This window comes from Streptomyces ficellus (assembly GCF_030406405.1).
GTDB lineage: Bacteria > Actinomycetota > Actinomycetes > Streptomycetales > Streptomycetaceae > Streptomyces > Streptomyces ficellus_B.
The window spans coordinates 14,062-38,852 of record NZ_JAUEPL010000050.1; the positions used below are offsets into that span (position 1 = coordinate 14,062).

A 24,791-nucleotide genomic window follows, 5' to 3' on the forward strand; every position below is an offset into this window, starting at 1 on the left:
GTCGGGCCGGTACCGGTGAGGCGGGCACCGGTCAGGTGCGCATCATGCGGGCGATCGCCTTCGTCGCCTCCTCGACCTTCGCGTCGATCTCGGCGCCCCCCTTGACCGCCGCGTCGGCGACGCAGTGGCGCAGGTGCTCCTCCAGGAGCTGGAGCGCGAAGGACTGCAGGGCCTTGGTGGACGCGGAGACCTGAGTGAGTATGTCGATGCAGTAGACGTCCTCGTCGACCATCCGCTGCAGGCCCCGGATCTGGCCCTCGATGCGGCGCAGGCGCTTGAGGTGCTCGTCCTTCTCCTTGTGGTACCCGTGAACGCCGCGATCGTGGTCGGTCACTGCCGTGCCGGGTTCCGTGACCGGAAGGCCGGCCGCCTCGGTGGTCGTCATCGCGTCCTCCCGTTGTCCAGTGAGGGCTGTGTATACCCCTCGCGGGTATATGGTACCGATCCTTCGCCGAAGGTGGCGGGGCCCGGTTCTGTTCACCGTGCTCCATGGGCGACACTGAAGAACGCCGGTTAGCCGTGGCCGGATGATGCGCCTAGCATCAGCCTGACCGAAACCCATGCACCTAGAGGACCCCACGTGCGCTTTCGTCTGACCCCCAGGGAGACGAGCTTCTACGACATGTTCTCCGCCTCCGCGGACAATATCGTCACGGGCTCGAAACTCCTGATGGAACTGCTCGGAGCGGAATCCTCCGCCCGGGCCGAGATCGCGGAGCGGATGCGGGCAGCGGAGCACGCGGGCGACGACGCCACCCACGCGATCTTCCATCAGCTGAACTCCTCGTTCATCACGCCCTTCGACCGCGAGGACATCTACAACCTCGCGTCGTCCCTCGACGACATCATGGACTTCATGGAGGAGGCCGTCGACCTCGTCGTCCTCTACAACGTCGAGGAACTGCCCAAGGGCGTCGAGCAGCAGATCGAGGTGCTGGCGCGGGCGGCGGAGCTGACCGCGGAGGCGATGCCGCACCTCCGTACGATGGACAACCTCACCGAGTACTGGATCGAGGTCAACCGGCTGGAGAACCAGGCGGACCAGATCCACCGCAAGCTGCTCGCCCACCTCTTCAACGGCAAGTACGACGCCATCGAGGTGCTCAAGCTGAAGCAGATCGTGGATGTGCTGGAGGAGGCGGCCGACGCCTTCGAGCACGTCGCGAACACGGTGGAGACCATCGCGGTCAAGGAGTCCTGAGGCTTCGTGGACACCTTCGCGCTGGTCGTGACCATTGGCGTCGCGCTCGGCTTCACCTATACCAACGGCTTCCACGACTCGGCGAACGCCATCGCCACGTCGGTCTCCACGCGGGCGCTGACCCCGCGCGCGGCGCTCGCGATGGCCGCCGTGATGAACCTGGCGGGTGCCTTCCTCGGCAGCGGCGTCGCCAAGACCGTCAGCGAGGGCCTGATCCAGACGCCCGTGGGCCAGCGGGGCATGGGCATCCTGTTCGCGGCGCTGGTCGGCGCGATCGTCTGGAACCTGGTCACCTGGTACTTCGGCCTTCCGTCGTCGTCCTCGCACGCGCTCTTCGGCGGCATGGTCGGCGCGGCGCTGGCGGGCGGGACCGAGGTCATCTGGTCGGGCGTCCTCGACAAGATCGTCATCCCGATGTTCGTGTCACCGGTGGTCGGCCTGGTGGTCGGCTACCTGGTGATGTGCGTGATCATGTGGGTCTTCCGCAAGGCCAACCCGCACAAGGCCAAGCGCGGCTTCCGTATCGCGCAGACGGTGTCGGCGGCGGGCATGGCGCTCGGTCATGGTCTCCAGGACGCCCAGAAGACGATGGGCATCGTCGTGATGGCGCTGGTCATCGCGGACGTGGAGCAGGCCGGTGACCCGATCCCGGTGTGGGTGAAGGTCGCCTGCGCGGTGATGCTGTCGCTGGGTACGTACGCGGGTGGCTGGCGCATCATGCGTACGCTGGGCCGCAAGATCATCGAGCTGGACCCGCCGCAGGGGTTCGCGGCGGAGACGACGGGGGCGTCGATCATGTTCGGCTCGGCGTTCCTGTTCCACGCGCCGATCTCGACGACGCACGTCATCACGTCGGCGATCATGGGCGTCGGCGCGACGAAGCGGGTCAACGCGGTGCGGTGGGGCGTGGCGAAGAACATCATCCTGGGATGGTTCATCACCATGCCGGCGGCGGCGGCGGTCGCGGCGGCGAGCTACTTCGTGGTGCGGCTGTTCTTCGGGTGACGCTGGGCGTGCGCGGGTGTGTGCTGCTGGGGGTCCGGGGGTTATCCCCCGGGGGATGCGGTATCACGATGCCGGCGGCGGCGGCGGTCGCGGCGGCGAGCTACTTCGTGGTGCGGCTGTTCTTCGGGTGAGAGGTCCCTGGCGGGGGCCTTTCCCCACCCCGCCCCTTCCCGAACTGGGGGCTCTGCCCCCAGACCCCCGCCCCTCAAACTCCCCCAAGGACTCCGTCCAGGGGAGCCCCCAGGGGCCGAAGAGAACGGATGGGCCCGCCCCCTGGGAGATGGGGGCGGGCCCTTGCCTTGCGGTGGCACCGCCATGCAGCACCGCAAGGAGTTCCGGGGGCCACGCGGCGGAGCCGCATGGTGTCTCAGCCGAAGCGGCCCGAGATGTAGTCCTCGGTCGCCTGGACCGACGGGTTGGAGAAGATGCGCTCCGTCTCGTCGATCTCGACCAGCTTGCCGGGCTGGCCCACCGCCGCCAGGTTGAAGAAGGCGGTGCGGTCCGAGACGCGGGCGGCCTGCTGCATGTTGTGGGTCACGATGACGATCGTGAACCGTTCCTTCAGCTCGCTGATCAGGTCCTCGATGGCGAGCGTGGAGATCGGGTCGAGCGCCGAGCACGGCTCGTCCATCAGCAGGACGTCCGGCTCCACCGCGATGGCGCGGGCGATGCACAGGCGCTGCTGCTGGCCGCCGGAGAGGCCCGAGCCGGGCTTGTTGAGGCGGTCCTTGACCTCGTTCCAGAGGTTCGCGCCCTTGAGGGAGCGCTCCACGACCTCGGCGAGCTCGCTCTTCTTGTAGTTGCCGTTCAGGCGCAGCCCCGCCGCCACGTTGTCGAAGATCGACATCGTCGGGAAGGGGTTCGGGCGCTGGAAGACCATGCCCACCGTACGGCGTACGGCGACGGGGTCGACGTCCTTGCCGTACAGGTTCTCGTCGTCCAGCATCACCTTGCCCTCGACGCGGCCCCCGGGGGTGACCTCGTGCATGCGGTTCAGGGTGCGCAGGAAGGTGGACTTGCCGCAGCCGGACGGGCCGATGAAGGCCGTCACGGAGCGGGGCTCGACGGTCATGGAGATGTCGTCGATCGCCTTGTGGGAGCCGTAGTAGGCGGTGAGGCCGCTGACGTCGATTCGCTTGGCCATTTCTCAATCACTTCCAGGAGGCCTTAGCGGCCGGTCTTCGGGGCCTTCCAGCGGGCGATGCCGCGGGCCACCAGGTTGAGGATCATGACGAAGGCGATCAGGACGAGGGCGGCGGCCCAGGCGCGGTCGTACGACGCCTCATTGCCGACCCTGTACTGCTCCCAGATGTAGAAGGGGAGCGAGGACTGAGCACCCTCGAAGGGGTTGGTGTTGATCAGCTGGCTGCCGAAGACCAGCAGCATGATGGGGGCGGTCTCACCGGCGATGCGGGCGATCGCCAGCATCACACCGGTCGTGATGCCACCGACCGCGGTCGGGATGACCACCTTCAGGATGACGCGCCACTTCGGTACGCCGAGGGCGAGGGCGGCCTCGCGCAGCTCGTTGGGGACGAGCTTGAGCATCTCCTCGGTGGATCGGACCACGACCGGGATCATCAGGATCGCCAGCGCCAGCGCGCCCATCAGGCCGGACGGCGCCAGACCCGCGATCAGCATGATCGACAGGATGAACAGACCGGCGACGATCGAGGGGATGCCCGTCATGACGTCGACGAAGAAGGTCACGGCCTTGGCCAGCGACCCCTTGCCGTACTCGACGAGGTAGACGGCCGTCAGCAGGCCGATCGGCGCGGAGACGAGGGTGGCGAGGCCGACCTGCTCCAGCGTGCCGATCAGCGCGTGGTAGACGCCGCCGCCCGGCTCGAAGCCCGGCACACCCGCCATGGAGTGGGTGAGGAAGTAGCCGTCGAGGACCTTGATGCCTCGGCTGACCGTCACCCAGACCAGGGAGAGGAGGGGGACGACGGCGAGGACGAAGCACACCCACACGACGCTGGTGGCGAGGCGGTCCTTGGCCTGGCGCCGGTTCTCGACGGCCGAGGTCGCGGCGTACGAGATGACGACGAAGAACGCGGCCGCGATCAGGCCCCACTGGATGCGGCTTTCGAGGCCGGTGGCCGTGCCGATGCCGACGCCGAGGGCGATGGACACGGCGGCGAAGCCGGCCGGCGCCCAGCGCGGCATGCGGCGGTGGCTGAGGCTGTCGCGGCGCGGCGGGGCCTGGGTGGGGGCCGCGTCCTGGATTGCGTTGCTCATCAGGCGTTCGCCCCCGAGTACTCCTTGCGGCGCGCGATGATCAGGCGGGCCGCGCCGTTGACCAGCAGGGTGAGGACGAAGAGGACCAGGCCGGAGGCGATCAGGGCGTCGCGGCCGAGCTCGGTGGCCTCGTCGAACTTCGCGGCGATGTTCTGGGCGAACGTGCCGCCGCCCGGGTCCAGCAGGTGCAGTGAGATCACGAAGCTCGGGGAGAGGACGGTCGCGACGGCCATCGTCTCGCCGAGCGCGCGGCCGAGGCCGAGCATCGAGGCGGAGATGACGCCGGAGCGGCCGAAGGGCAGGACGGAGAGGCGGATGACCTCCCAGCGGGTCGCGCCCAGGGCGAGGGCGGCTTCCTCGTTCATCCGCGGCACCTGGAGGAAGACCTCACGGCTGACGCTGGTCACGATCGGCAGGATCATGATCGCCAGCAGGATGCCCACGGTGAACAGGGAGCGGGCCACGCCCACCTGCGTCTTCTCGAAGATGTACGTCCAGCCCAGGAACTGGTCCAGCCAGAGGTTCAGGCCCTCCAGGTACGGGACGAGGAACAGGGCGCCCCAGATGCCGTAGATGATCGACGGCACCGCGGCCAGGAGGTCGACGACGTACGCGAGGGGCGCGGCCAGCCTGCGGGGCGCGTAGTGGGAGATGAACAGCGCGATGCCGACGGCGATCGGGACGGCGATCACCATCGCGATGACCGAGCTGACGATCGTGCCGAACAGCAGCACCGCGATGCCGAAGACGGGCGGGTCACCGGCCGGGTTCCAGTCGAAGGTGGTGAGGAAGTTGCCTTCGTTCTGCGAGAGCGCGAGGGAGGCCCGGTAGGTGAGGAACACGGCGATCGACGCCATGATCACCAGGAGCAGGATGCCGGAGCCGCGGGACAGGCCGAGGAAGATCTTGTCGCCCGCGCGGCCCGTGGATGTGCTCGCCCTCTCGGCGACCGGCGGGGCCGGTGCGTTGTTGTCAGTCGTTATAGCCATGGTCTTTCCGGTCTGTGTGGGGGGTCCGCGGTACGGATCCCCTGGCGGCGGTGCACCGGATGGGGTGGGACGGGGAGGGGGCCGGCCCGGCGGTGTGCGGGCCGGGCCGGCCGGGGTTCCTGCTTAGGAGAGGCCGCTGACGGTCTCGCGGACCTTGGCGTTGATCTCGGCCGGGATCGGGGCGTAGCCCGCCTCGGACAGGACCTTCTGGCCCTCCTCGGAGGCGGTGTAGGTCAGGAAGGACTTGACCGTGCCGAGGGTCTCGGCCTTGTTGCCGCTGTCGCAGACGATCTCGTACGTGACCAGGACGATGGGGTACGCGCCCTCCGCCTTGGTGGTGTAGTCCAGCTCCAGGGCCAGGTCCTTGCCGGTGCCCTTGACCTTGGCGGCGGCGATGGCCTTGGAGGCGTTCTCCGAGGTGGCCGCGACCGGGGCGGAGGCGCCGGTGTCGATCTGGACGGTCGGGATGTTCTGCGAGGTGGCGTAGCTCAGCTCGAAGTAGCCGATGGCGCCCTCGGCCTGCTTCACCTGGGCGGCGACGCCGGAGGAGCCGGGGGCGGCCTGGCCACCGGGGGCCGGCCACTTCTTCTCGTCATCGTGCGGCCAGTCGGCCTTGGCGGCCTTGCCGAGGTACTTGCCGAGGTTCTGGGTGGTGCCGGAGTCGTCCGAGCGGTGGAAGGCCTGGATGGGGGTGCTCGGGAGCTTGGCGTCCGGGTTGAGCTTGGCGATCGCCGGGTCGTTCCAGGTCTTGATCTTGTCGTTGAAGATCTTGGCGATCGTCGGGGCGTCGAGGACGAGGTCCTTCACGCCGGGCAGGTTGTAGCCGATCGCGATGGGGCCGCCGACCATGGGGAGGTTGATGCCCTGGCCGCTCTTGCAGATCTTCTTGGAGGCGGCGACCTCGTCCGGCTTGAGCGCGGAGTCGGAGCCGGCGAAGCCGACGGTGCCCTGGTTGAAGGCGATGATGCCCTCGCCGGAGGAGGAGGACTTGTAGTTGATCTCCACGCCCGGGCAGGCGGCCATGTAGTTCTTGACCCACAGGTCCATGGCGTTCTTCTGCGCGCTGGAGCCGGAGGCCAGGAGCTGGCCCTTGGCACCGTCGCACTTGATGTTCGACGCGGCGCCGGTCTTCTTGCCACCGCCGGCCGTGCCGGTGTTGTCGTCCGAACCACACGCCGTGAGGACCAGGGCGCCGGAGACGGCGAGGGCGCCGAGCGCGGTGGCGCGAAGCCCGTTCTTGCGCTGAAGCTTCACTTTCGGGTGTTCCTTCCAGTTGCCGCCGGGCGCGTCTCGTCTGTACGGCTCTTTTGTACGGCGGCGTGTGTCGGGGTGGTAGGTGGCGCGGCGATGGAGCCGCTCACCGGGTAAGGCCGAAATTAGGCAGAACAGGTGACGTGGCTGACGGGGGAGGGTGAACGGCAAGTGAACCGTGTCGGAAGCCGTGGTGCGGCCATGCGGGCGGGGCACGTGGTGCGGGGCGCCGCGGTGGGTTGTTTCCCGGCGAGGCGCCGTGGGGGCGCAGGGGGCGGCCTGGCGGGCGCGGGGGCCGGAGCGCGGGGTGGGTGGTGCGCCGGTACGTTCGCGGCCCGGCCCGTGCAACGGCGCCACTCGCGCGGGTGGCCGCGGGCCTGAGCCGGTGGGGGTGGACGCGGGGCTGGGGGTGGCGCGCCGTTGGCGGTGCGGGTGCCTTGCGGGTGGGCTGGGGTTTCCGCCCGGGCGCTTGTGCGGGTGGGTGGGTCGGGGGCGGGTCTTGCGTGGGGTGGCGCGCCGTTGGCGGTGGGGGGGCGGGCTCGTCGCACGGCGAGCAGCATGCTGCCGACCGTGTCCTTGCCCCGGCCGGGTCATCCCGGTTGATCCTCGCCCGGCCACCCCGGTGCGCCGATCGCCGCCAGGAGCGCGGGGATGAGGCGGCGGTCCTCGGGGTGGGCGAGGTGGGCGGCCGCATCCTGCGGGGGAAGCCACAGGATGCGGTCCACCTCCTTGGTCGGCGTGAACCTGCCGTCCGTGGCCTGCGCCGCCCAGTAGGTGACCTCCTTCACGCGCCCGTCCGCGAGGGCGTAGCGCACCGTGGGGAGGCGGGGGCCCGGGCGGCAGTGGTGGCCCGTCTCCTCGTGGACCTCGCGCAGGGCGGTGGCCAGGAGGTCCTCGCCCGGCTCGGCCTTGCCCTTCGGGAACGACCAGTCGTCGTACTTCGGGCGGTGGACCAGGCACAGCTCCAGGTCCGGGGCGCGCCGCCACAGCACGCAGCCCGCCGCCGGGACCACGCTCACCGCGCGGTCACCGCCGTCCGCTGCCAGGCCCGCCGGAAGGCGTGCCGCGCCGCCTCCACCTCGTGCCGCTGGTCCGCGTGCAGCACCCCCAGCGCGTAGGCCGTCGCGGGGGCGATGCGCGGCGTGCGCGCGGCGGTCGCGGCGGCGGCGGCCGCCTCGGCGGCGTCCCGGTGCCGGTCCAGCGCCCGGCCCGCCTCGTACAGCACGGGCGCCGCGCCCCGCACCTCGCCCGCGTACCGGTGCAGCCGCAGCAGTTGCCGCACCTGGTGCCAGGGCCCGTCCTGCTGCTCACCGCCCACCGCCGGGGCCATCGGCAGTACGCCCACCGCGTCCAGCAGCCGGCGCTCGACCACCTCCGCGGGCGGGCCGAGCACCTCGGCGGCCGGCGCGGCCGCGGCGGGCCCCAGCGGCACCTCCGAGGCGAGCAGTGCCACCGCGTCGGCCACCGCGTGGAACCGCGACGAGCCCAGCGCCTGGAGCGACGCGGAGTGCGCCCGGGTCCGGGCCAGGGTCAGCTGCCGCTCCAGCAGCGCCCCCGCCCGCGCCGCGCCCACCGACAGGGCCTCCCCCGAGCCGCCGGAGCCGCCCGAGCGGCCGGACCTGGGTGCCGGGACGGCGGCCGTGCCGCCCGACAGCCGCGCCAGCGCGTCCACCAGCCGCACGAGCCGTGACGTACAGGCGTGCTCGGCCGCCAGCGTGCCCGACAGCCACGCCAGTTCCGTACGCAACTGGTCCGCCCACGCGCCGTCGAGCAGCGGCCGGAAGGTGTGCAGCGTCCCGCTGATGCGGCGGGCGGCGGCGCGCAGCGCCCGGGCGGCCTCCTCGGCGCCCGCCGTGTCCGCGCCGCACTCGGTATGGAGGCGCAGGCTGCGCAGGAAGTCCGCGGCCCGTGCGTGGAGGTAGGGCGACAGGACGTCGCCGGCCGGGATGTGGTCAGGGTTGTGCACGTCGGCGCCTCCGCGCGTCGATCAGCATCTCCTGGACGTGCCGCAGTGGCTGGCCGTCCTGGTCCGTGGCGTGCCGGGTCCAGTCACCGTCCGGGCCGAGGTGCCAGGAGGAGGTGGTGTCGGCCATGCCGGTCTCCAGCAGCCGGGTGAGGGCCGCGCGGTGGGCGGGGTCGGAGACCCGTACCAGAGCCTCGATGCGGCGGTCGAGGTTACGGTGCATCATGTCGGCGCTGCCGAACCACACTTCGGGCTCGCCGCCGTTCCCGAACGCGAAGATCCGCGAGTGTTCCAGGAACCGTCCGAGGACCGACCGGACGCGGATGTTCTCCGACAGGCCCGCAACGCCCGGCCGTACGGCGCAGATGCCGCGTACCCAGACGTCCACCGGCACGCCCGCCTGCGAGGCGCGGTAGCAGGCGTCGATGACGGCCTCGTCGACCATCGAGTTGACCTTGATGCGGACGTAGGCGGGGCGCCCGGCCCGGTGGTGGACGACCTCCTTGTTGATCCGGGAGATCAGGCCGTCCCGCAGCGACTTGGGCGCGACGAGAAGGCGGCGGTAGGTCTCGCGGCGCGAGTAGCCCGACAGGCGGTTGAACAGGTCGGACAGGTCCGCGCCGACCTGGGGGTCGGCGGTCAGCAGGCCGAGGTCCTCGTACAGGCGGGCGGTCTTGGGGTGGTAGTTGCCGGTGCCGACGTGGCTGTAGCGGCGCAGGGTGTCGCCCTCCTGCCGGACGACCAGCGACAGCTTGCAGTGGGTCTTCAGGCCGACCAGTCCGTACACCACATGGCAGCCGGCCTCCTCCAGCTTGCGCGCCCACTTGATGTTGGCCTGCTCGTCGAAGCGGGCCTTGATCTCGACCAGGACGAGGACCTGCTTGCCGGACTCGGCCGCGTCGATGAGGGCGTCCACTATGGGCGAGTCGCCCGACGTCCGGTACAGGGTCTGCTTGATGGCCAGGACGTCGGGGTCGCCGGCCGCCTGCTCCAGGAAGGCCTGGACGGAGGTGGAGAAGGAGTCGTACGGGTGGTGCAGGAGGACGTCCCGCTCGCGCAGGGCGGCGAAGATGTCGGGCGCGGAGGCGGACTCGACCTCGGCGAGGTCGCGGTGGGTGCCCGCCACGAACTTGGGGTACTTCAGCTCCGGCCGGTCGAGCGCGGAGATCCCGAACAGGCCGGTCAGGTCCAGCGGCCCGGGCAGCGGGTAGACCTCGGCGTCGGAGACCTTGAGCTCGCGGACGAGGAGATCGAGGACGTAGGGGTCTATCGACTCCTCGACCTCCAGGCGTACCGGCGGCCCGAAGCGGCGCCGCATGAGCTCCTTCTCCAGGGCCTGGAGGAGGTTCTCGGCGTCGTCCTCCTCGACCTCCAGGTCCTCGTTGCGGGTCACCCGGAACATGTGGTGCGCCAGCACCTCCATGCCCGGGAACAGCTCCTCCAGGTGCGCGGCGATGACGTCCTCCAGCGGGACGTAGCGCTGCGGCGACGCTTCGAGGAACCGGGAGAGCAGCGGCGGGACCTTCACGCGTGCGAAGTGCCGGTGGCCGCTGACGGGGTTGCGGACGACGACGGCCAGGTTGAGGGAGAGGCCGGAGATGTACGGGAAGGGGTGCGCGGGGTCCACGGCGAGGGGGGTGAGGACCGGGAAGATCTGCTGGCGGAACAGCGTGAACAGCCGGGCCTGCTCCTTCTCGGTCAGCTCCGGCCAGCGGATGAGGTGGATGCCCTCGTCGGCCAGGGCGGGCGCGATGTCCTGCTGGAAGCAGGCGGCGTGCCGGGCCATGAGCTCGCGCGACCGGGTCCAGATCAGGTCCAGCACCTCGCGCGGCTGGAGCCCGGACGCGGACCGGGTGGCCACGCCGGTGGCGATACGGCGCTTGAGGCCGGCCACCCGGACCATGAAGAACTCGTCCAGGTTCGAGGCGAAGATCGCGAGGAAGTTCGCTCGTTCGAGGAGCGGTGTCGCGGGGTCCTCGGCGAGCTCCAGGACCCGTTCGTTGAACGCGAGCCAGCTGCGCTCCCGGTCGAGGAACCGGCCCTGGGGCAGTTCGGTCCCGTCGTCCTCGTACGCGTCGAGGTCGGAGTCGAGGTCGGGCGCCAGGTTCGATACGGGCGCGGGCGCCACGGTGTGCGGCCGGTGCGCGGCGATGGAACCGACGGACGGCTGGGCGGGCTGGACCTGGACCTCGGCGGGCTGCTGGCTCATGGCACCATTCTTCCGCGCGATGGGCTGGTCAAGCGCGTCGGAGGGGGCCGCTGACACGGCGGGCTTCATTGAGTGAGCTTCGCAAGCGTGTCTGAATGGTCGGTAACGACGATGTGACGTGCTGGGGGCGGACGGCCGGACCCCCGTCCTGGCCGTCCGCCCCCGCCGTCTGCGTTACGCGTGGCTGCGGCGCAGGACGCGGAACGCGGCGTATGTCGCGGCGGCGGCGAGGACGAGGACGATGCCGCTCTCCACGAGCTGGATGGGCCAGAAATGTGAGCTGGGGTGGTGGTCGAGGTAGTGGGTCACGTCCCCGCGCGGGGCCTTGCACAGCGCGGGTTGCTGGGCCGGTGGGATGGCGAAGCAGTCGCTCAGGCTCATGCGCTCACCGGACGGGGTCAGCGCGCCCTCCTCGATCCGCCATGTCCGGGAGGGCGGGGCGGTCGGCGGCTCCCCGAGGCTGGTCATGTGGCTGATCGGCCACAGGTGCACGCGTACCTGTGACATGGCGAGAAGGACCCCGCCGATGATCAGCGCGGTGGCGCTCATCGCGGTGACGGTCCGGCGTACGAGCAGCCCGACAAGCGCGCCCAGGGCGAGGCCCATCACCGCGTAGGCCGTCGGCACGGTACCGATCGAGGCGTACATCGTCGGTTCGTACCAGTACGTGGGGAAGTCCTGGGCGGGCCCGGTCGACCACGACCAGGAGAAGATCAGCGTCAGCAGCGCCGTACCCATGATGACGACGCCCACCGGCACGGTGAGCTTGGCCGCCAGCCAGCGGGCGGGGCTGACGGACTGCGTCCAGGCCAGCTTGTACGTTCCCGCCTCCATCTCCCGGGCGATCAGAGGCCCGGCCACGAACGCCCCGACGATGGCAGGCAGCGCCATCATGCCCAGCGCGGCGTACTCGATGAGGTGCCGGGCGGCCCAGATGGCGTCCGTGTAGTCGCGGGCCGGCTGGAAACAGCGCTGCTCCGTGCTGCTGACCGTGCAGTCCACGGCTCGCAGCGCCTCTACCGCGCTGTCCGCCCACACGCGGGAGGAGATCATCACCGCCGCCGCGGCAACCACCAGGCCCACCACCGCCCACAGCGCATACCGGTGCTGGCGCGCCACCACCCAGCGGGAGCCGGTCGGAGTGAAGAGGCTCACGCCCCCACCGTCCTGTCGGCGCTCGGCGTCAGGAGGGCCGGGGCCTCGGGGGAGCGGAGATGGGCGAGCACGAGTTCCTCCAGGGACGGTTCCGTGGTGTGCCAGGACGTCGGGTCGACCGGGCCGTCGTGGCGGACGAGCGCCGTGAGCTGGCGGCCCGTGACGCGGGACTCCACGACGGTGTGCGGGGCCAGGTCCGCGACCGGGCCGGTGAGCAGGGTGTGGGCGCCGAGGATGTCGTCGATGGCGCCGCCGAGGCGGACCCGGCCGCCGTCGACGAGCAGCAGGAAGTCGCAGGCGCCCTCCAGTTCGCCGAGGATGTGCGACGACATCACGACACTCGTGCCGCGCTCGGCCGCGTCCGCCATGAGCGTGCCCATGAGCTGGTGGCGGGCGAGGGGATCGAGGTCGGCCATCGGCTCGTCCAGCAGGAGGAGTTCGGGGCGCTTGCCGAGGGCGAGGGCGAGCGCGACGCGGGTGCGCTGGCCGCCCGAGAGGGTGCGGACGCGGGCCGACGGGTCGAGCTTCCCGGCCGCGACGATGCGGTCCGCCGTGTCGGCGTCCCAGCGGCCGGGGTTGAGCTCGCGGCCCATGCGGAGGGTCTCGGCGACGGTGAGCTGCGGGTACAGCGGCTTGTCCTGCGCGACGTACGCCACCTTCTCGCGCGCGGACGCCGGGTCGGTGCCGAGCACCCGTACCGTGCCGCCGGTCGGCCGCAGCAGCCCGGCGGCGAGCGCGAGGAGCGTGGACTTGCCGGCGCCGTTGGGGCCGACGAGCGCGCAGATGCGGCCGGTGGGCAGCCGGAAGGCGCAGTCCCGTAGCGCGGCGGCCCGCCGGCCGTACTGCTTGGTGAGGCCCCGGGCCTCCAGCGCGCTGGTCATGAGTCGTCCCCCTCGTAGAGCTGTTCGAGTACGGAGGTGAAGAGCGCCGTCACGTCGTCCCGCTCCAGCCCGGCCGCGCGGGCGCGGGCGGCCCAGTCGGCGAGTTCGCCGCGCAGGGGTGAGTCGGCGGGGGCGCTGCCCAGGGTCTTCCGTACGAAGGTGCCTAGGCCCCGGCGGGCCTCGACGAGGCCCTCGCGTTCCAGTTCGCGGTAGGCCTTGAGCACGGTGTTCGGGTTGATGGCGGTGGCTTCGACGACCTCACGCGCGGTGGGCAGCTTGTCGCCGGGTTCCAACAGGCCGAGCCGGAGGGCCTGTTTGGTCTGCTGGACGATCTGGAGGTAGGTGGCGACACCGCTGCGCCGGTCGATGCGGTACGCGACCACGTCCCTGCACCACCCTTTCACTAATCAAGTAGTGAAAGGGTGGTGCAAGAGAGGGCGAGGTGTCAACCCGGAACGATCGACACCCCGCCCTCCTCAGCGGTGACGGCTCACGTCTCCGAGCGGTACATCAGGTCCACCTCATGCGTCACGAAGCCCATCCCCTCGTACACCCGCACCGCCGCCGTGTTGTCGGCGTCCACGTACAGCATCGCCGTCGGCAGCCCCTGCGCCGCCAGGTGCCGCAGCCCGATCGCCGTCAGCGCCTTGCCGAGTCCGCTGCCCTGCGCCTCGGGGCTGACGCCCACCACGTAGACCTCGCCCAGCCGCTCCTCGGCGTGCACCTTCGTCCAGTGGAAGCCGACCAGCCGCCCGTCCGACTCCCGTACGGCGAGGAAGAAGCCCTTCGGGTCGAACCACGGCTCGGCCTTGCGGTCGTCCAGGTCCCGCTGGGTCAGCGCGCCCTGCTCGGGGTGGTGCGCGAACGCGGCGGCGTTGACGGCGAGCCAGGCGGCGTCGTCCTGGCCGGGCACGAACGTACGGACCGTGATGCCGGGCGGCAGGACCGGCTCCGCGATGTCCAGCGGGGTGAGCGGCCGCCGCATCTGCCGCAGCTCGCGGAACAGGGTCAGCCCGAGGACCTGGGACAGGTGGCGGGCGGCCGACTTGCCGCCGTGCGCCCACACCCGCAGCCGCTTGCCGGTCGCGGCCAGCAGCGCGGAGCCGAGCGCCCGCCCATGACCCCGGCCCCGGTGCGCGGGGTGCACGACCAGCTCGGCCGCCGGGGCCTCGACCGGGTCGGTGTCCTCCAGCTGGGCGTAGCCGACGAGCTCGCCACGGACGGTGAGCAGCAGGTGCGACACCCCTTCGCGCCGCCCGCCGCGCAGTTGGAGCCGCCCCTGTTCGGAGACGGCCTGCATCCCGTCGGCGCGGGCGGCGTCGGCGATGAGGTCGAGGACGTCCTGTGCCTGCTCAGGGGTGAGCTCGTCGAGGGTGTCGATACGTCGGCCGGGCTCAACGGCCGGTACGGGGGCGTCAGTCGTCATGCGTATGAGCCTACGGCGGCGACATGACGGCGGAAGGCAACCAGCTCGTAACCCTCCACCCCCTGTTGCGCTACGCGCGTTGACCCTAGGCTGCGCTGGGTCATACACGCCTTGTTGAACGTCACGAGGGGACAGATGTCAGCGACACCGAACACCGACCGCGCAGTGCGGCGAATACTCGCCACCGCCGCCGGGCTCGCCACCGCCGGCGCCATGGTCGCCGCTCTGCCGGCCGGCGCCGACGACCGGGGCGAGCCGGCGGGTCACCCGGGCCGTACCGTCGACGTACAGCTGCTCTCCTTCAATGACCTGCACGGCAATCTGGAGCCGCCGGCCGGGTCGTCCGGGGAGGTCATCCACGCGCACGCGGACGGGACGACCGAGAAGATCAAGGCGGGCGGCGTCGAGTACCTCGCCACGCACCTGCGCACCGCGCGCCAGGGCAACCCGTACTCCGTCACCGCCGCCGCCGGTGACATGATCGGCGCCTCGCCGCTGATGTCGGGCCTCTTCCACGACGAGCCGACCATCGAGGCGCTGAACAAGCTGAAGCTGGACGTGTCCTCCGTGGGAAACCACGAGTTCGACGAGGGGGCCAGGGAGCTGGCCCGTATGCAGAACGGCGGCTGCCACCCCACCGGCGGCTGCTACGAGGAGGGCAAGACCTTCCCCGGCGCCGCCTTCCCCTACCTCGCGGCCAACGTCACCGACGAAAAGACCGGCAAGCCGGTCCTCGACCCCTACTTCATCTGGGAGAAGAAGGGCGTCAAGATCGGTTTCATCGGTGTGACCCTGGAGGGTACGCCGAACATCGTCACCGCCGAGGGCGTCAAGGGCCTGAAGTTCGGTGACGAGGTCGAGACGATCGACAAGTACACCAAGGTGCTGGAGCGCAAGGGCGTCAAGTCGATCGTCGCCCTGGTCCACGAGGGCGGTGCCCCCGCCTCCGCCTCGTACAACTACGACTGCGACAGCCCGGGCGCCGGCGACGGGATCTCCGGCCCGGTCGTCGACATCGCGAAGAAGCTGAACCCGCAGGTGGACGCGCTGGTCACCGGCCACACCCACCAGGCGTACGTGTGCACGATCCCGGACCCGTCCGGCAAGCCGCGCATGGTCACCTCGGCGTCCTCGTACGGAAAGCTCTACACGGACACCACCCTGACGTACGACCGCCGGACCAAGGACATCGTCCGCACGGCGGTCGACTCGGCGAACCGCGTGGTGACGCGGGACGTGGCCAAGGCCCGGGACATGACCGACCTGATCGACCGGTGGAACGCCGCCGCCGCGCCGATCGCCAACAGGCCGCAGGGCTACATCTCCGCCGACATCGACGGCCGCGGCTCCACGGAGTACGAGAAGCCGCTGGGCGACCTGATCGCCGACGCGCAGCTCGCGGGCCTGTCCCCGGCCGACAAGGGCGGGGCGCAGCTGGCGCTGATGAACCCGGGCGGTATCCGCTCCGACCTCGACTACAAGGCGTCGGGCAACGAGGGCGACGGTGTGGTGACCTACGGCGAGGCGTTCACCGTGCAGCCGTTCACCAACATGCTGAACGTGGTGGACCTGACCGGCGCGCAGCTGATCACCGGCCTCCAGCAGCAGGTCAGCGGCGCGAACGAGGCCTCGCCGAAGATCCTCCAGGTCTCGAAGGGCTTCACCTACACGCTCGACATGACCAAGACGGGCGCGGCCCGGGTCGTGACCGGCTCGGTGAAGCTGAACGGCGAGCCCATCGACCCGGCGAAGACCTACCGCGTCGCGATGAACGAGTTCCTCGCGGGCGGCGGCGACGGCTTCCCGGCTCTCGCGCAGGGCAAGAACAAGCTGGTGGGCGCGTCCGACCTGGACATCTTCAACGCCTACCTGGCGGCGAACTCCTCGCCGTCCGCCCCGATCGCGCCCCCGGCGGCCGACCGGATCACGGTCATCAAGTAAGCGCTGATACGTGAGCTGATACGGGAGCGGGGCGGCGGACCGGTGAAAGGTTCCGCCGCCCCGCTCCCGCGCCGGGCTCGTGGAGTCACTGATCCGCCGCAACGGGGGCCGAGGGCGGGGCCGGGGGCGAGCCCGGCGGGGGCGTGGGCGCGCCCGGAAGGCGGATCACCGCGCGCGTGCCGCCGCCCTCCGCCGCCGTGAGCGTGACCTCGCCGCCCGCCTGCCGCACCGTACGCGCCACGATCGACAGGCCGAGCCCCGAGCCGGGCAGGCTGCGCGCCGAGGGCGAGCGCCAGAACCGTTCGAAGACGTGCGGCAGCTCGTCGGCCGCGATGCCCGGGCCGTGGTCCCGTACCGTCAGCTCGCCGTCGACCAGCGTGACGTCGACCGTCCCGCCGGGCGGCGAGAACTTCACCGCGTTGTCGAGGACGTTCACCAGGGCGCGCTCGAGCCCCGCCGCCTCCGCCCGTACGTACCAGGGCCGGATGTCCTCGGCGGTGATCGTCAGCTCGGGCCCGCGCAGCCGGGCGCGCTGGAGCGCCGTGTCCAGGATGTCGTGGAGCGCGACCACCTCCAGGCGGCCGGGGCCCGCCGCGTCCGGCCGGGACAGCTCCTGGAGGTCACCGATCAGCGCGGCCAGCTCCGTCATCTGCGCCGTGACGGACGCCATCAGCGCCCGCCGGTCGTCGGGCGGGATCGCCCGGCCGGTCTCCTCGCTGCGCGCCAGCAGCTCGATGTTGGTACGCAGTGAGGTCAGCGGCGTGCGCAGCTCGTGCCCGGCGTCGGCGATCAGCTGCGCCTGCCGGTCCCGCGACGAGGCCAGGGCGGCCGTCATCGCGTTGAACGACCGCGACAGCCGGGCGATCTCGTCCTCCCCCTCGACCGGGATACGGACGGTCAGGTCCTCGGTACGGGCCACGTGCTCCACCGCCCCGGTCAGCCGGTCGACGGGCTTCAGACCGGTCCGCGCCACCCACAGCCCGGCCGCGCCCGCGCCGACCACCCCGATGCCGGAGACCACGAGCAGCACCCAGAACAGGGTGGACATCGAGTTCTCGATCTCGGTGAGCGGCCGGGCCACGGAGACCGCGACCGGCCCACGTCCCTCTTGCGGATAGGTGTGGACGCGCATCTCGGCACCATTGTCGGCCCGGGACGTGTGCAGTGTGTCGGCCGCCTGGCCGCGCGCCACCGCGAGGTCGTCCGCCGTGGCGGGGATCGGCGAGGCCCCGGGCGCGGTACAGGTGTTGCCACCGGCCGTGATGATCTGGACGGTGTACGTGCCCGGCACCGGCGGTACCGCCGCCCGGCCCCCCGACGCGCACGAGGCGAGCAGCGAGTCGACGTACGCGTCCTGCACCTTGGTGCTGCTCAGCGAGGAGTCGAACTCGTTCAGCAGCTGCGTCCGGGTGGCGAACCAGGCCGCCGCCGACACCGCGGCCACCGCCACCGCCACCGCCACCGCCGTCAGCAGGGCCAGCCGGGAGCGCAGCGGCAGCGCGCTCAAGCGCCGGAGGGGCCCGGTGGGACGCGTGCGATGGGTGGGGTCGGCGGGACCGGTCATTCGGAGCCTCCGCGCAGCACGTAGCCCACGCCCCGCACGGTGTGCACCAGCCGCGGTTCGCCCGCCGCCTCCGTCTTGCGCCGCAGGTACATCACGTACACGTCCAGGGAGTTGGAGCTGGGCTCGAAGTCGAAGCCCCACACCGACTTGAGGATCTGCTCCCGGGTCAGCACCTGCCGCGGATGCGACAGGAACATCTCCAGGAGCGTGAATTCCGTACGGGTCAGCTCCACGCGCCGCCCGCCCCGCGTCACCTCGCGCGTCGACAGGTCCATCCGCAGGTCCGCGAAGCCCAGCACCTCGGCCTCCGGCTGCTCGCCCACGGTCCGGGCGTACGAGCTGCGCCGCAGCAGCGCCCGGATGCGGGCGAACAGCTCGTCCAGCTCGAACGGCTTCACCAGGTAGTCGTCCGCGCCCGCGTCCAGGCCGGTCACGCGGTCGCCGACCGTGTCGCGGGCGGTGAGCATCAGGATGGGCACGGTGGAGCCGGCGGCCCGGACGCGGCGGGCGGCGGTCAGGCCGTCCACGCGGGGCATCTGGATGTCGAGGACGACCAGGTCGGGCCCGTACGCGTCCATCTTCGCCAGCGCGTCGGCGCCGTCCACGGCGACCTCGGTCCCGTACCCCTCGAAGGCGAGGCTGCGCCGGAGCGCCTCGCGGACGGCGGGCTCGTCGTCGACGATCAGGATGCGGTCACCGGTGGTGTTCATGGAGCCAGCGTCGCACGCGCTCACGAGCCGGCGCGGAGGGTGTCCAGGTCGGCCTTGACGGTGTTGATGGGGATGGCGAAGCCGAGGCCGACGCTGCCGGCGCTCGAACCACTGGCGGCGCTCGGCGAGTACATGGCGGAGTTGATGCCGATGATCTCGCCGTTCATGTTGATCAGCGCGCCGCCGGAGTTGCCGGGGTTGAGCGAGGCGTCGGTCTGGATGGCCTTGTAGGTGGTCTTCGACTCGCCCGTGTCGCCGTTGAACCGCTGCCCGCCGAACTCGAAGGGCCAGCCCTGGCGCGGGTCCTGCCGCTGCCGCCCTCCCTCGTCCTTGGCGACGGTCACATCGCGGTCGAGCGCGGAGACGATACCGCTGGTGACAGTGCCGGTCAGGCCCTCGGGGGAGCCGATCGCCACCACCTGGTCGCCGACTTGGACCTTGCTGGAGTCGCCGAGGGTGGCTGCCTTGAGCCCCTTCGCGCCCTGGAGCTTGATCAGTGCCAGGTCCTTGCCGGGGTCGGTGCCGACGACATCGGCGGTGTACGTCTTGCCGTCGCTGAGCCGGACCTTGATCTCCGAGGCGCCGGAGACCACGTGGTTGTTGGTGATGATCTCGCCGTCATCGGTGATGATCACGCCGGAGCCGGTCGACTGGCCGGAGGTGGAGTCCGCGCTGATCTCCACGATGCTCGGTGACACCGCCTGGGCGACTCCGGCGACGGTGCCCTTGCTGGACTGCGACACGCTGGTGCCCGTCACCCCGGTCACGCCGGTGCCGGGGCCGCTGTCCGAGCCGGTGAACCGCTGCACCAGCGCCGAGGTGCCTCCGCCGACCGCGGCGGCCGCGATGGCGACGGCGACCAGCAGCGCCACGGGACGCCTGGCACGCGGGGGCGCGGCGTGGGCCGGGGCGTACGCCGCGTGCGCGGGGGCGTACGCGGCGTACGCGGGCGGTGGCGGTGGCGGCGGATAGGCCGGATCGCCCGGCGTGGCGGCCGGGGTGCTGAACCCGGCGTACGGCTGCTGGCTCTCGTTACCCTCGTCGCCGCTTCGGCGGTAGTGGTCCGTCATGGGTACGACTCTCGGAGCCGTACATGAGAAGAGGCTGAGGATGCCCTAAGAGTCCCGGCAAAGTGTTGTACGCCCTATATAAAGGAGCGCCGTAGTGGTGCCGGTAGTGCAGATACGCCGGGCTACTCGCCGTCGCAGCCGCAGGACCGGCGCACTATCAGCGCCGACGGGAACTGCTTCACCCGCTCCCGGCGCGACCCCGCCACCCGCAGCCCGTCGTCCAGGACCAGGTCCACCGCCGCCCTGGCCATGGCCGGGCGGTCGGAGAAGACCGTCGTGAGCGGCGGGTCGGTCAGCGCGGCTTCCTTCACGTCGTCGAAGCCCGCCACCGCCAGGTCGCCCGGCACGTCCAGCCGCAGCTCGCGCGCCGCGCGCAGCACGCCGATCGCCTGGTCGTCCGTCGCGCAGAAGATCGCCGGCGGCCGGTCCGGGCCCGACAGGATCTTCAGGGCCAGCTCATAGGCGTCGTAGCGGTTGAACGGCGCGTGGAACAGCCGGCCGTCCACCGGGCGGCCGGACTCCTGCATCGCGCGGCGCCAGCCCTCGACGTGGTCGGTCACCGGGTCGCCGACCGCCGGGGTCGTCTCCACGCCGCCGAGGCAGGCGACGTACTCGTGCCCGTGCTCCAGCAGGTGGCGGACGGCGAGCTGCGCACCGCCGATGTCGTCCGTGACGACCGCGACGTCGTCGATGGCCTCGGGCCGCTCGTGCAGCAGCACCACCCGCGCGTCCCACGCCTCGATCTCCTGCGCGGCGCGCTCGCTCGGGCCCTGGCTGACCAGGATCAGCCCGGCGACCCGCATGCCCAGGAAGGCCCGCAGATAGTGCAGCTCGCGCTCGTCGCGGTAGTCGGAGTTGCCGACGAGGACCATTTTCCCGCGGTCGGCGGCGGCTCGTTCGACCGCGTGCGCCATCTCCGCGAAGAACGGCTGCCGGGCATCCGGAACGATCATGCCTATGAGGTCCGTACGCCGTGAGGCCATCGCCTGCGCGACCCGGTCGGGCCGGTAGCCCAGCTCCTTGATCGCCGCGAGTACCCGCTCGCGCGTGGCCGGGGCGACCGGCCGGGGTCCGTTGTTGATGACATAGCTCACGACCGCGGTAGAAGTACCCGCCAGTCGCGCCACATCGTCCCGCGTCACCTTGGCCACGCGCGGCAGTCTACGCGGGGTGACCTACCTCTGGGCAGGGCGTACGGCGGCTTGCTCCGCCCCGGCGGTGTCGGCCGTACGGGTGACGGCGGCCGCCTTGGCGGCTTTGGCCTCTTTCGTACGGGCCTCCTCCGCCGCGCGCTCCACCTTCTCCGGCGTCACGAAGCGGTAGCCCACGTTGCGCACGGTGCCGATCAGCGACTCGTGCTCGGGGCCGAGCTTGGCGCGCAGTCGCCGTACGTGGACGTCGACCGTCCGGGTACCGCCGAAGTAGTCGTACCCCCACACCTCCTGGAGGAGCTGCGCCCTGGTGAAGACCCGCCCAGGGTGCTGGGCCAGGTACTTCAGCAGCTCGAACTCCTTGAAGGTCAGGTCCAGGACGCGGCCCTTGAGCTTCGCGCTGTACGTCGCCTCGTCCACCGACAGGTCGCCGTTGCGGATCTCCATGGGGGAGTCGTCGGTGGTGATCTGCTGGCGGCCCGTCGCCAGCCGCAGCCGTGCCTCGACCTCGGCCGGGCCCGCGGTGTCCAGCAGGACGTCGTCAATGCCCCAGTCGGCGGTGACGGCCGCGAGACCGCCCTCCGTGACGACCAGGAGCAGCGGGCAGCCCGGTCCGGTGGACCGCAGCAGCTGGCACAGCGACCGCACCTGCGGCAGGTCGCGGCGGCCGTCGACGAGGATCACGTCCGCGCCGGGGGTGTCGACCAGGGCCGGGCCCTCGGCGGGGGCCACGCGCACGTTGTGCAGCAGCAGTCCGAGGGCGGGAAGCACCTCGGTCGACGGCTGGAGGGCATTGGTCAGGAGGAGCAGAGAGCTCATCGCGCTTCCCCACCTGCCCGGCTCGTCGTCCTATGGTCGTGCACGGTTCGCTGGCCCATAACGTCGGTTCCTCCTCGGTCCCTGCGAGGACGTTGCGGCACTGCTTCGTACGGCTTCGTACGGCGTCGTACGGCGGCTCCCGCGCCCTGAGAGCCTTTGTTCACCAGCCTGTAACAACGGGCGGAAAACACAAAAGGATCCGGGGGCTGCATTGCCCGGATCCTCTCCGCAGCACAATAGCCCACATCAGGCCCGGGGCAGAGGGTGCGTTTCACCATGCGGATGTTTCCTCGATCACTCACGGCCTTCCGCGCGCAACGCTCCGTACCTCCGACCGGGTGCGTATCGAAGCGGGACATGAGCCGCATACAGCCAGTGTCTCTGATCAGGCACGGGGACCGCGGCCCGTACGTCCCGGTGGACCGTCCCCGCTGTCGGCGGCATAGCTCATGATGGAGGGCGACGAGGCCGACGAAAGGAGTGCCGCTATGGCAGCGGGGACCATCCGCTACTGGGCCGCGGCCAAGGCCGCCGCCGGGATCGCCGAGGAGCCGTACGCCGCGGAGAACCTGGCCGAGGCGCTGGACGCCGTGCGCGAGCGGCACCCGGGTGAGCTCGTCCGGGTACTCCAGAGGTGTTCGTTCCTGGTCGACGGCGACCCCGTCGGGACCCGGGATCATGAGACCGTACGGCTGGCCGAGGGCGGCACGGTCGAGGTGCTCCCGCCGTTCGCAGGAGGGTGAACCCCAGAGCATGAGCAGCGATCAGCAGTACCCGTACGGCTACCAGGACCCGAACGTCGCGCAGACGTGGGATGGCCAGACCTGGGACACCCACTACCAGCCCACGGTCCAGCCCGGCCCGGCCATGGAACCGGGTCACGCGGGCTACCCCGGCCAGGCGGTCCAGCCGGGGCACGCCGGGCACCAGGGCCGGCCCACGCAGCCGGGCCACGCCGGTCTCCCCGGTGACGGGGGGTACCCCGGCCGGTCGGCTCAGGGGGCTCAGTCGGGTCAGGCGGGTCACGCCGGTTATGCGGGGCATGCGGGGCAGCCCGGGCAGCAGCAGGGGGCGGGGGCCGCCGAGACCGCTTATCTGCCGGCGCAGAGCGCGGGGTCGTATCCGTTGCCGCCGGAGGTCCCGTACGACCACCCGACCACCCAGCTGCGGCCGGTCGCCGCCGAGGCCGCGCCGGCCGCCGGGCCCGGGTACAGCGCGCCCACCACCGCCGGTCACGTCCGGATGACCGACGCCCAGCGGGCCCGTGCCGAGGGACGGTCGCCGATCATCGAGCCGGGCATGCAGCCCGCCGCCCTGACCGCCGTGCTCGGGGGCCTGCTCGCGGCGGGCGCCGCCATCGGGCCGTACGGGCTGCTCGTCCCGCTGATCCTGCTCCAGGCCGTCACCGCCGCCGGCTGGTTCCGGCTCAACGGCATGTGGCCGGCCCGTCAGGGCATCGCCCTCGCCTTCGCGGGCGGCCTCACCGCGGACGTCGCGCTGCTCGCGGCCGGTGAGGAGCACGCGCCCGCCGCGATCCTCGGCACGCTCGGGGTGTGGGTGCTGCTCGGGCTGATCCTCCAGCTGCGCAGCCACGCGGGCTCCGACGAGCGGCAGTACGGCCTGATGGCCACCGTCGCCTCCTCGGCGCTCGCGGTCGTCGCGGCCGGGCACCTCGCCGCCGCGCCCGACGCGGTGATCGTCGGCTGTCTCGCGGTCGCGGTCACGGTCCTGGCCCGCGCGCTGCCGCTGCCGGGCGCCGCGTCGCTCGTCATCGCCCTGATGGCCGCCGCCGGTGCCGGGGTCGCCGCCGGGGGGATGACCGGCATGGGCGCGCAGGGCGCGCTGCTGGGCCTGGGCGCCGGGGTGTGCGCCCTGATCGGGCACCGGGTCGCGAGCTACGACTACCCGTCGCGCTTCGTCCACATGACGGCCGGTGTGGCGCTGCCGCTCGCCGTCGCCGTGCCCGCCGTCTATCTGCTGGGGCGCGCCCTGGCCTGACCCGGGAACCCGCCACGCGGGGAACCAATGAACAGCCCCGGACGTCGATCATGACGTGACGGGGGGCCCGGCGCGAACAGGGTGGGGGAACACCGAGCGATGCGTGCACTGCGAATACTGCTGATCACCGTGGTGGTCCTCGGTGGTCTCTTCACCATCGCGGACCGGCTGGCGGTGAACTACGCCGAGTCGGAGGCTGCGGACAGGATCCGTGCCTCCCAGGGACTGGCCGGCTCCGCGGACGTCTCGATCAGGGGCTTCCCGTTCCTGACCCAGGTCCTCGGCAAGGAGCTCGACCAGGTCGACGTGACCCTCACGGGCGTGGAGGCGTCGGCCGGCGGCCGGGCGGTCCGTGTCGGCGACATGAGCGCCGAGCTCCACCACGTACAACTGCGGAACAACTTCTCCCAGGCGGTCGCCGCCTCCGCCACCGGCACCGCGCGCATCTCGTACGCCGACCTCGGCAGGGCCTCCGGCGAGGACGTCACGCTCGCCCACGGCGGCAACGGCAAGGTGAAGGTCACCGGCAGCGTCGACATACCGGTCCTGGGCCCCGTCACGCGCAGCGTGCTGTCCACGGTCAGTGTCGTCGACGGCGACACCATCCGGGTACGGGCCGACAAGGTGCCCGGCGAGGGCATCCCCGGCCTGGAGGAGCGGATCCGCGAGCGCACCGACTTCGACCGGCAGGTCGGCGGGCTGCCGGCCGGGATGAAGCTCCAGAAGGTCCAGGCGACGGCCACGGGCCTCGCGGTCACCGTCACCGGAACGGACGTCGTCCTGGCGGGGTGACGTCCTCCCGGCGGGCCGAAGGCGCGTCGCGGGCACGACGCGGGGCGAGGGCACGACGCGGGCACGACGCGGGGCGAGGGCACGACGCGGCGCGCTGGGGGTGTTTCGGCCACATCGGCCACATGGTGAGACGGGCGCGTCCGCTTTCGCGGGCGAGCGGCGGAAAGCCCTGCGGAGCGGGGCTCGGAGGTGCTTCCGCCTCGCGTGCCGTCCCGTATACCGGACGATCGCGTCTCACCATGCGACACGCCGGTGACACGGCCGCCCGTCCGTCCCTACGATCGGACCCATGAAGCGTCAGGCGGATCTCACGAAGCGGCGGGCAGTAGACCTGTGCCGCGTCGCCGCCATGCTCTGTCGCTCCGTCTGAGCGGGAGCATCGCCCCCGCGTTTCCCGGGTCCTTTTGGACGCATTCGGGCCCATC

At 71.5% G+C, this 24,791-nt stretch carries 24 protein-coding genes; 7 read left to right on the forward strand and 17 right to left on the reverse strand.

Annotated features, from left to right (window positions below; translation table 11 throughout):
- Positions 1-31: 31 nt before the first annotated feature.
- Positions 32-385, reverse strand: a complete 354-nt coding sequence (locus QWM81_RS25695; protein WP_290114732.1) for a metal-sensitive transcriptional regulator — start codon at positions 383-385, stop codon at positions 32-34.
- 195 nt (positions 386-580) lie between these two features.
- On the opposite strand from QWM81_RS25695, the gene QWM81_RS25700 reads away from it, so the two are divergent.
- A complete protein-coding gene (locus QWM81_RS25700; RefSeq protein ID WP_005315481.1) occupies positions 581-1,201 on the forward strand; it encodes a DUF47 domain-containing protein in 621 nt (206 codons plus the stop codon).
- Between the two features lie 6 nt (positions 1,202-1,207).
- On the forward strand, positions 1,208-2,206 hold the full coding sequence (locus QWM81_RS25705; RefSeq protein ID WP_290114733.1) for an inorganic phosphate transporter: 999 nt from the start codon (positions 1,208-1,210) through the stop codon (positions 2,204-2,206).
- Between the two features lie 367 nt (positions 2,207-2,573).
- Here QWM81_RS25705 and pstB read toward each other — a convergent pair whose 3' ends face one another.
- The 11 genes from pstB to mshD all read right to left on the reverse strand — a co-directional run bounded on the left by pstB (position 2,574) and on the right by mshD (position 14,321).
- A complete protein-coding gene (gene pstB, locus QWM81_RS25710) occupies positions 2,574-3,350 on the reverse strand; it encodes a phosphate ABC transporter ATP-binding protein PstB (protein WP_290114734.1) in 777 nt (258 codons plus the stop codon).
- A gap of 23 nt (positions 3,351-3,373) precedes the next feature.
- Positions 3,374-4,447, reverse strand: a complete 1,074-nt coding sequence (gene pstA / locus QWM81_RS25715) for a phosphate ABC transporter permease PstA (RefSeq protein WP_290114735.1) — start codon at positions 4,445-4,447, stop codon at positions 3,374-3,376.
- Positions 4,447-5,436: a phosphate ABC transporter permease subunit PstC gene (gene pstC / locus QWM81_RS25720; RefSeq protein ID WP_290114736.1), complete on the reverse strand. Its 990-nt coding sequence runs from the start codon at positions 5,434-5,436 to the stop codon at positions 4,447-4,449. Before pstC ends, pstA begins: the two co-directional genes overlap by 1 nt.
- A gap of 123 nt (positions 5,437-5,559) precedes the next feature.
- Positions 5,560-6,690 (reverse strand): phosphate ABC transporter substrate-binding protein PstS, encoded by a 1,131-nt coding sequence (pstS, locus tag QWM81_RS25725; RefSeq protein WP_290114737.1) that lies wholly within the window; start codon positions 6,688-6,690, stop codon positions 5,560-5,562.
- 587 nt (positions 6,691-7,277) lie between these two features.
- Entirely contained in the window at positions 7,278-7,706 is a 429-nt protein-coding gene (locus QWM81_RS25730; protein WP_290114738.1) for an NUDIX hydrolase, read from the reverse strand.
- Entirely contained in the window at positions 7,703-8,653 is a 951-nt protein-coding gene (locus QWM81_RS25735; RefSeq protein ID WP_290114739.1) for a CHAD domain-containing protein, read from the reverse strand. The genes QWM81_RS25730 and QWM81_RS25735 overlap by 4 nt, the downstream gene beginning before the upstream one ends.
- Positions 8,640-10,859 (reverse strand): RNA degradosome polyphosphate kinase, encoded by a 2,220-nt coding sequence (locus QWM81_RS25740; protein ID WP_290114740.1) that lies wholly within the window; start codon positions 10,857-10,859, stop codon positions 8,640-8,642. The genes QWM81_RS25735 and QWM81_RS25740 overlap by 14 nt, the downstream gene beginning before the upstream one ends.
- A gap of 174 nt (positions 10,860-11,033) precedes the next feature.
- Positions 11,034-12,014, reverse strand: a complete 981-nt coding sequence (locus tag QWM81_RS25745) for an ABC-2 membrane transporter-related protein (RefSeq protein WP_290114741.1) — start codon at positions 12,012-12,014, stop codon at positions 11,034-11,036.
- The gene (locus QWM81_RS25750) at positions 12,011-12,895 is read right to left on the reverse strand and encodes an ABC transporter ATP-binding protein (RefSeq protein WP_290114742.1); all 885 of its coding nucleotides are present in this window, start codon (positions 12,893-12,895) and stop codon (positions 12,011-12,013) included. Before QWM81_RS25750 ends, QWM81_RS25745 begins: the two co-directional genes overlap by 4 nt.
- Positions 12,892-13,278 (reverse strand): GntR family transcriptional regulator, encoded by a 387-nt coding sequence (locus tag QWM81_RS25755; protein ID WP_290114743.1) that lies wholly within the window; start codon positions 13,276-13,278, stop codon positions 12,892-12,894. The genes QWM81_RS25750 and QWM81_RS25755 overlap by 4 nt, the downstream gene beginning before the upstream one ends.
- A gap of 107 nt (positions 13,279-13,385) precedes the next feature.
- Positions 13,386-14,321, reverse strand: a complete 936-nt coding sequence (gene mshD, locus QWM81_RS25760; RefSeq protein WP_290114744.1) for a mycothiol synthase — start codon at positions 14,319-14,321, stop codon at positions 13,386-13,388.
- A gap of 135 nt (positions 14,322-14,456) precedes the next feature.
- Between mshD and QWM81_RS25765 the strand changes: the two genes are divergently transcribed.
- Positions 14,457-16,262 (forward strand): bifunctional metallophosphatase/5'-nucleotidase, encoded by a 1,806-nt coding sequence (locus QWM81_RS25765; RefSeq protein WP_290114745.1) that lies wholly within the window; start codon positions 14,457-14,459, stop codon positions 16,260-16,262.
- Between the two features lie 85 nt (positions 16,263-16,347).
- Here the strand turns inward: QWM81_RS25765 and QWM81_RS25770 are convergent, their stop codons facing one another.
- The 5 genes from QWM81_RS25770 to QWM81_RS25790 form a co-directional block, all read right to left on the reverse strand.
- The gene (locus QWM81_RS25770) at positions 16,348-17,826 is read right to left on the reverse strand and encodes a sensor histidine kinase (protein ID WP_290114746.1); all 1,479 of its coding nucleotides are present in this window, start codon (positions 17,824-17,826) and stop codon (positions 16,348-16,350) included.
- Positions 17,823-18,536, reverse strand: a complete 714-nt coding sequence (locus QWM81_RS25775; RefSeq protein ID WP_290114747.1) for a response regulator transcription factor — start codon at positions 18,534-18,536, stop codon at positions 17,823-17,825. The genes QWM81_RS25770 and QWM81_RS25775 overlap by 4 nt, the downstream gene beginning before the upstream one ends.
- Positions 18,537-18,556: 20 nt before the next feature.
- Positions 18,557-19,606, reverse strand: coding sequence for a S1C family serine protease (locus tag QWM81_RS25780; RefSeq protein ID WP_290114748.1), 1,050 nt, complete (start codon positions 19,604-19,606; stop codon positions 18,557-18,559).
- 122 nt (positions 19,607-19,728) lie between these two features.
- On the reverse strand, positions 19,729-20,757 hold the full coding sequence (locus QWM81_RS25785; protein WP_290114749.1) for a LacI family DNA-binding transcriptional regulator: 1,029 nt from the start codon (positions 20,755-20,757) through the stop codon (positions 19,729-19,731).
- 24 nt (positions 20,758-20,781) lie between these two features.
- Positions 20,782-21,576, reverse strand: coding sequence for a winged helix-turn-helix transcriptional regulator (locus QWM81_RS25790; protein ID WP_290114750.1), 795 nt, complete (start codon positions 21,574-21,576; stop codon positions 20,782-20,784).
- Positions 21,577-22,064: 488 nt separating this feature from the next.
- On the opposite strand from QWM81_RS25790, the gene QWM81_RS25795 reads away from it, so the two are divergent.
- The 4 genes from QWM81_RS25795 to QWM81_RS29220 all read left to right on the forward strand — a co-directional run bounded on the left by QWM81_RS25795 (position 22,065) and on the right by QWM81_RS29220 (position 24,736).
- Positions 22,065-22,319 carry a MoaD/ThiS family protein gene (locus QWM81_RS25795; RefSeq protein ID WP_290114751.1) on the forward strand — a complete coding sequence of 85 codons (255 nt, stop codon included), beginning with the start codon at positions 22,065-22,067 and terminating at the stop codon, positions 22,317-22,319.
- Between the two features lie 10 nt (positions 22,320-22,329).
- Positions 22,330-23,574, forward strand: coding sequence for a collagen-like triple helix repeat-containing protein (locus tag QWM81_RS25800; protein WP_290114752.1), 1,245 nt, complete (start codon positions 22,330-22,332; stop codon positions 23,572-23,574).
- A gap of 99 nt (positions 23,575-23,673) precedes the next feature.
- Entirely contained in the window at positions 23,674-24,366 is a 693-nt protein-coding gene (locus QWM81_RS25805) for an LmeA family phospholipid-binding protein (protein ID WP_290114753.1), read from the forward strand.
- Between the two features lie 289 nt (positions 24,367-24,655).
- A complete protein-coding gene (locus QWM81_RS29220; protein WP_350497993.1) occupies positions 24,656-24,736 on the forward strand; it encodes a putative leader peptide in 81 nt (26 codons plus the stop codon).
- Positions 24,737-24,791 lie beyond the last annotated feature (55 nt).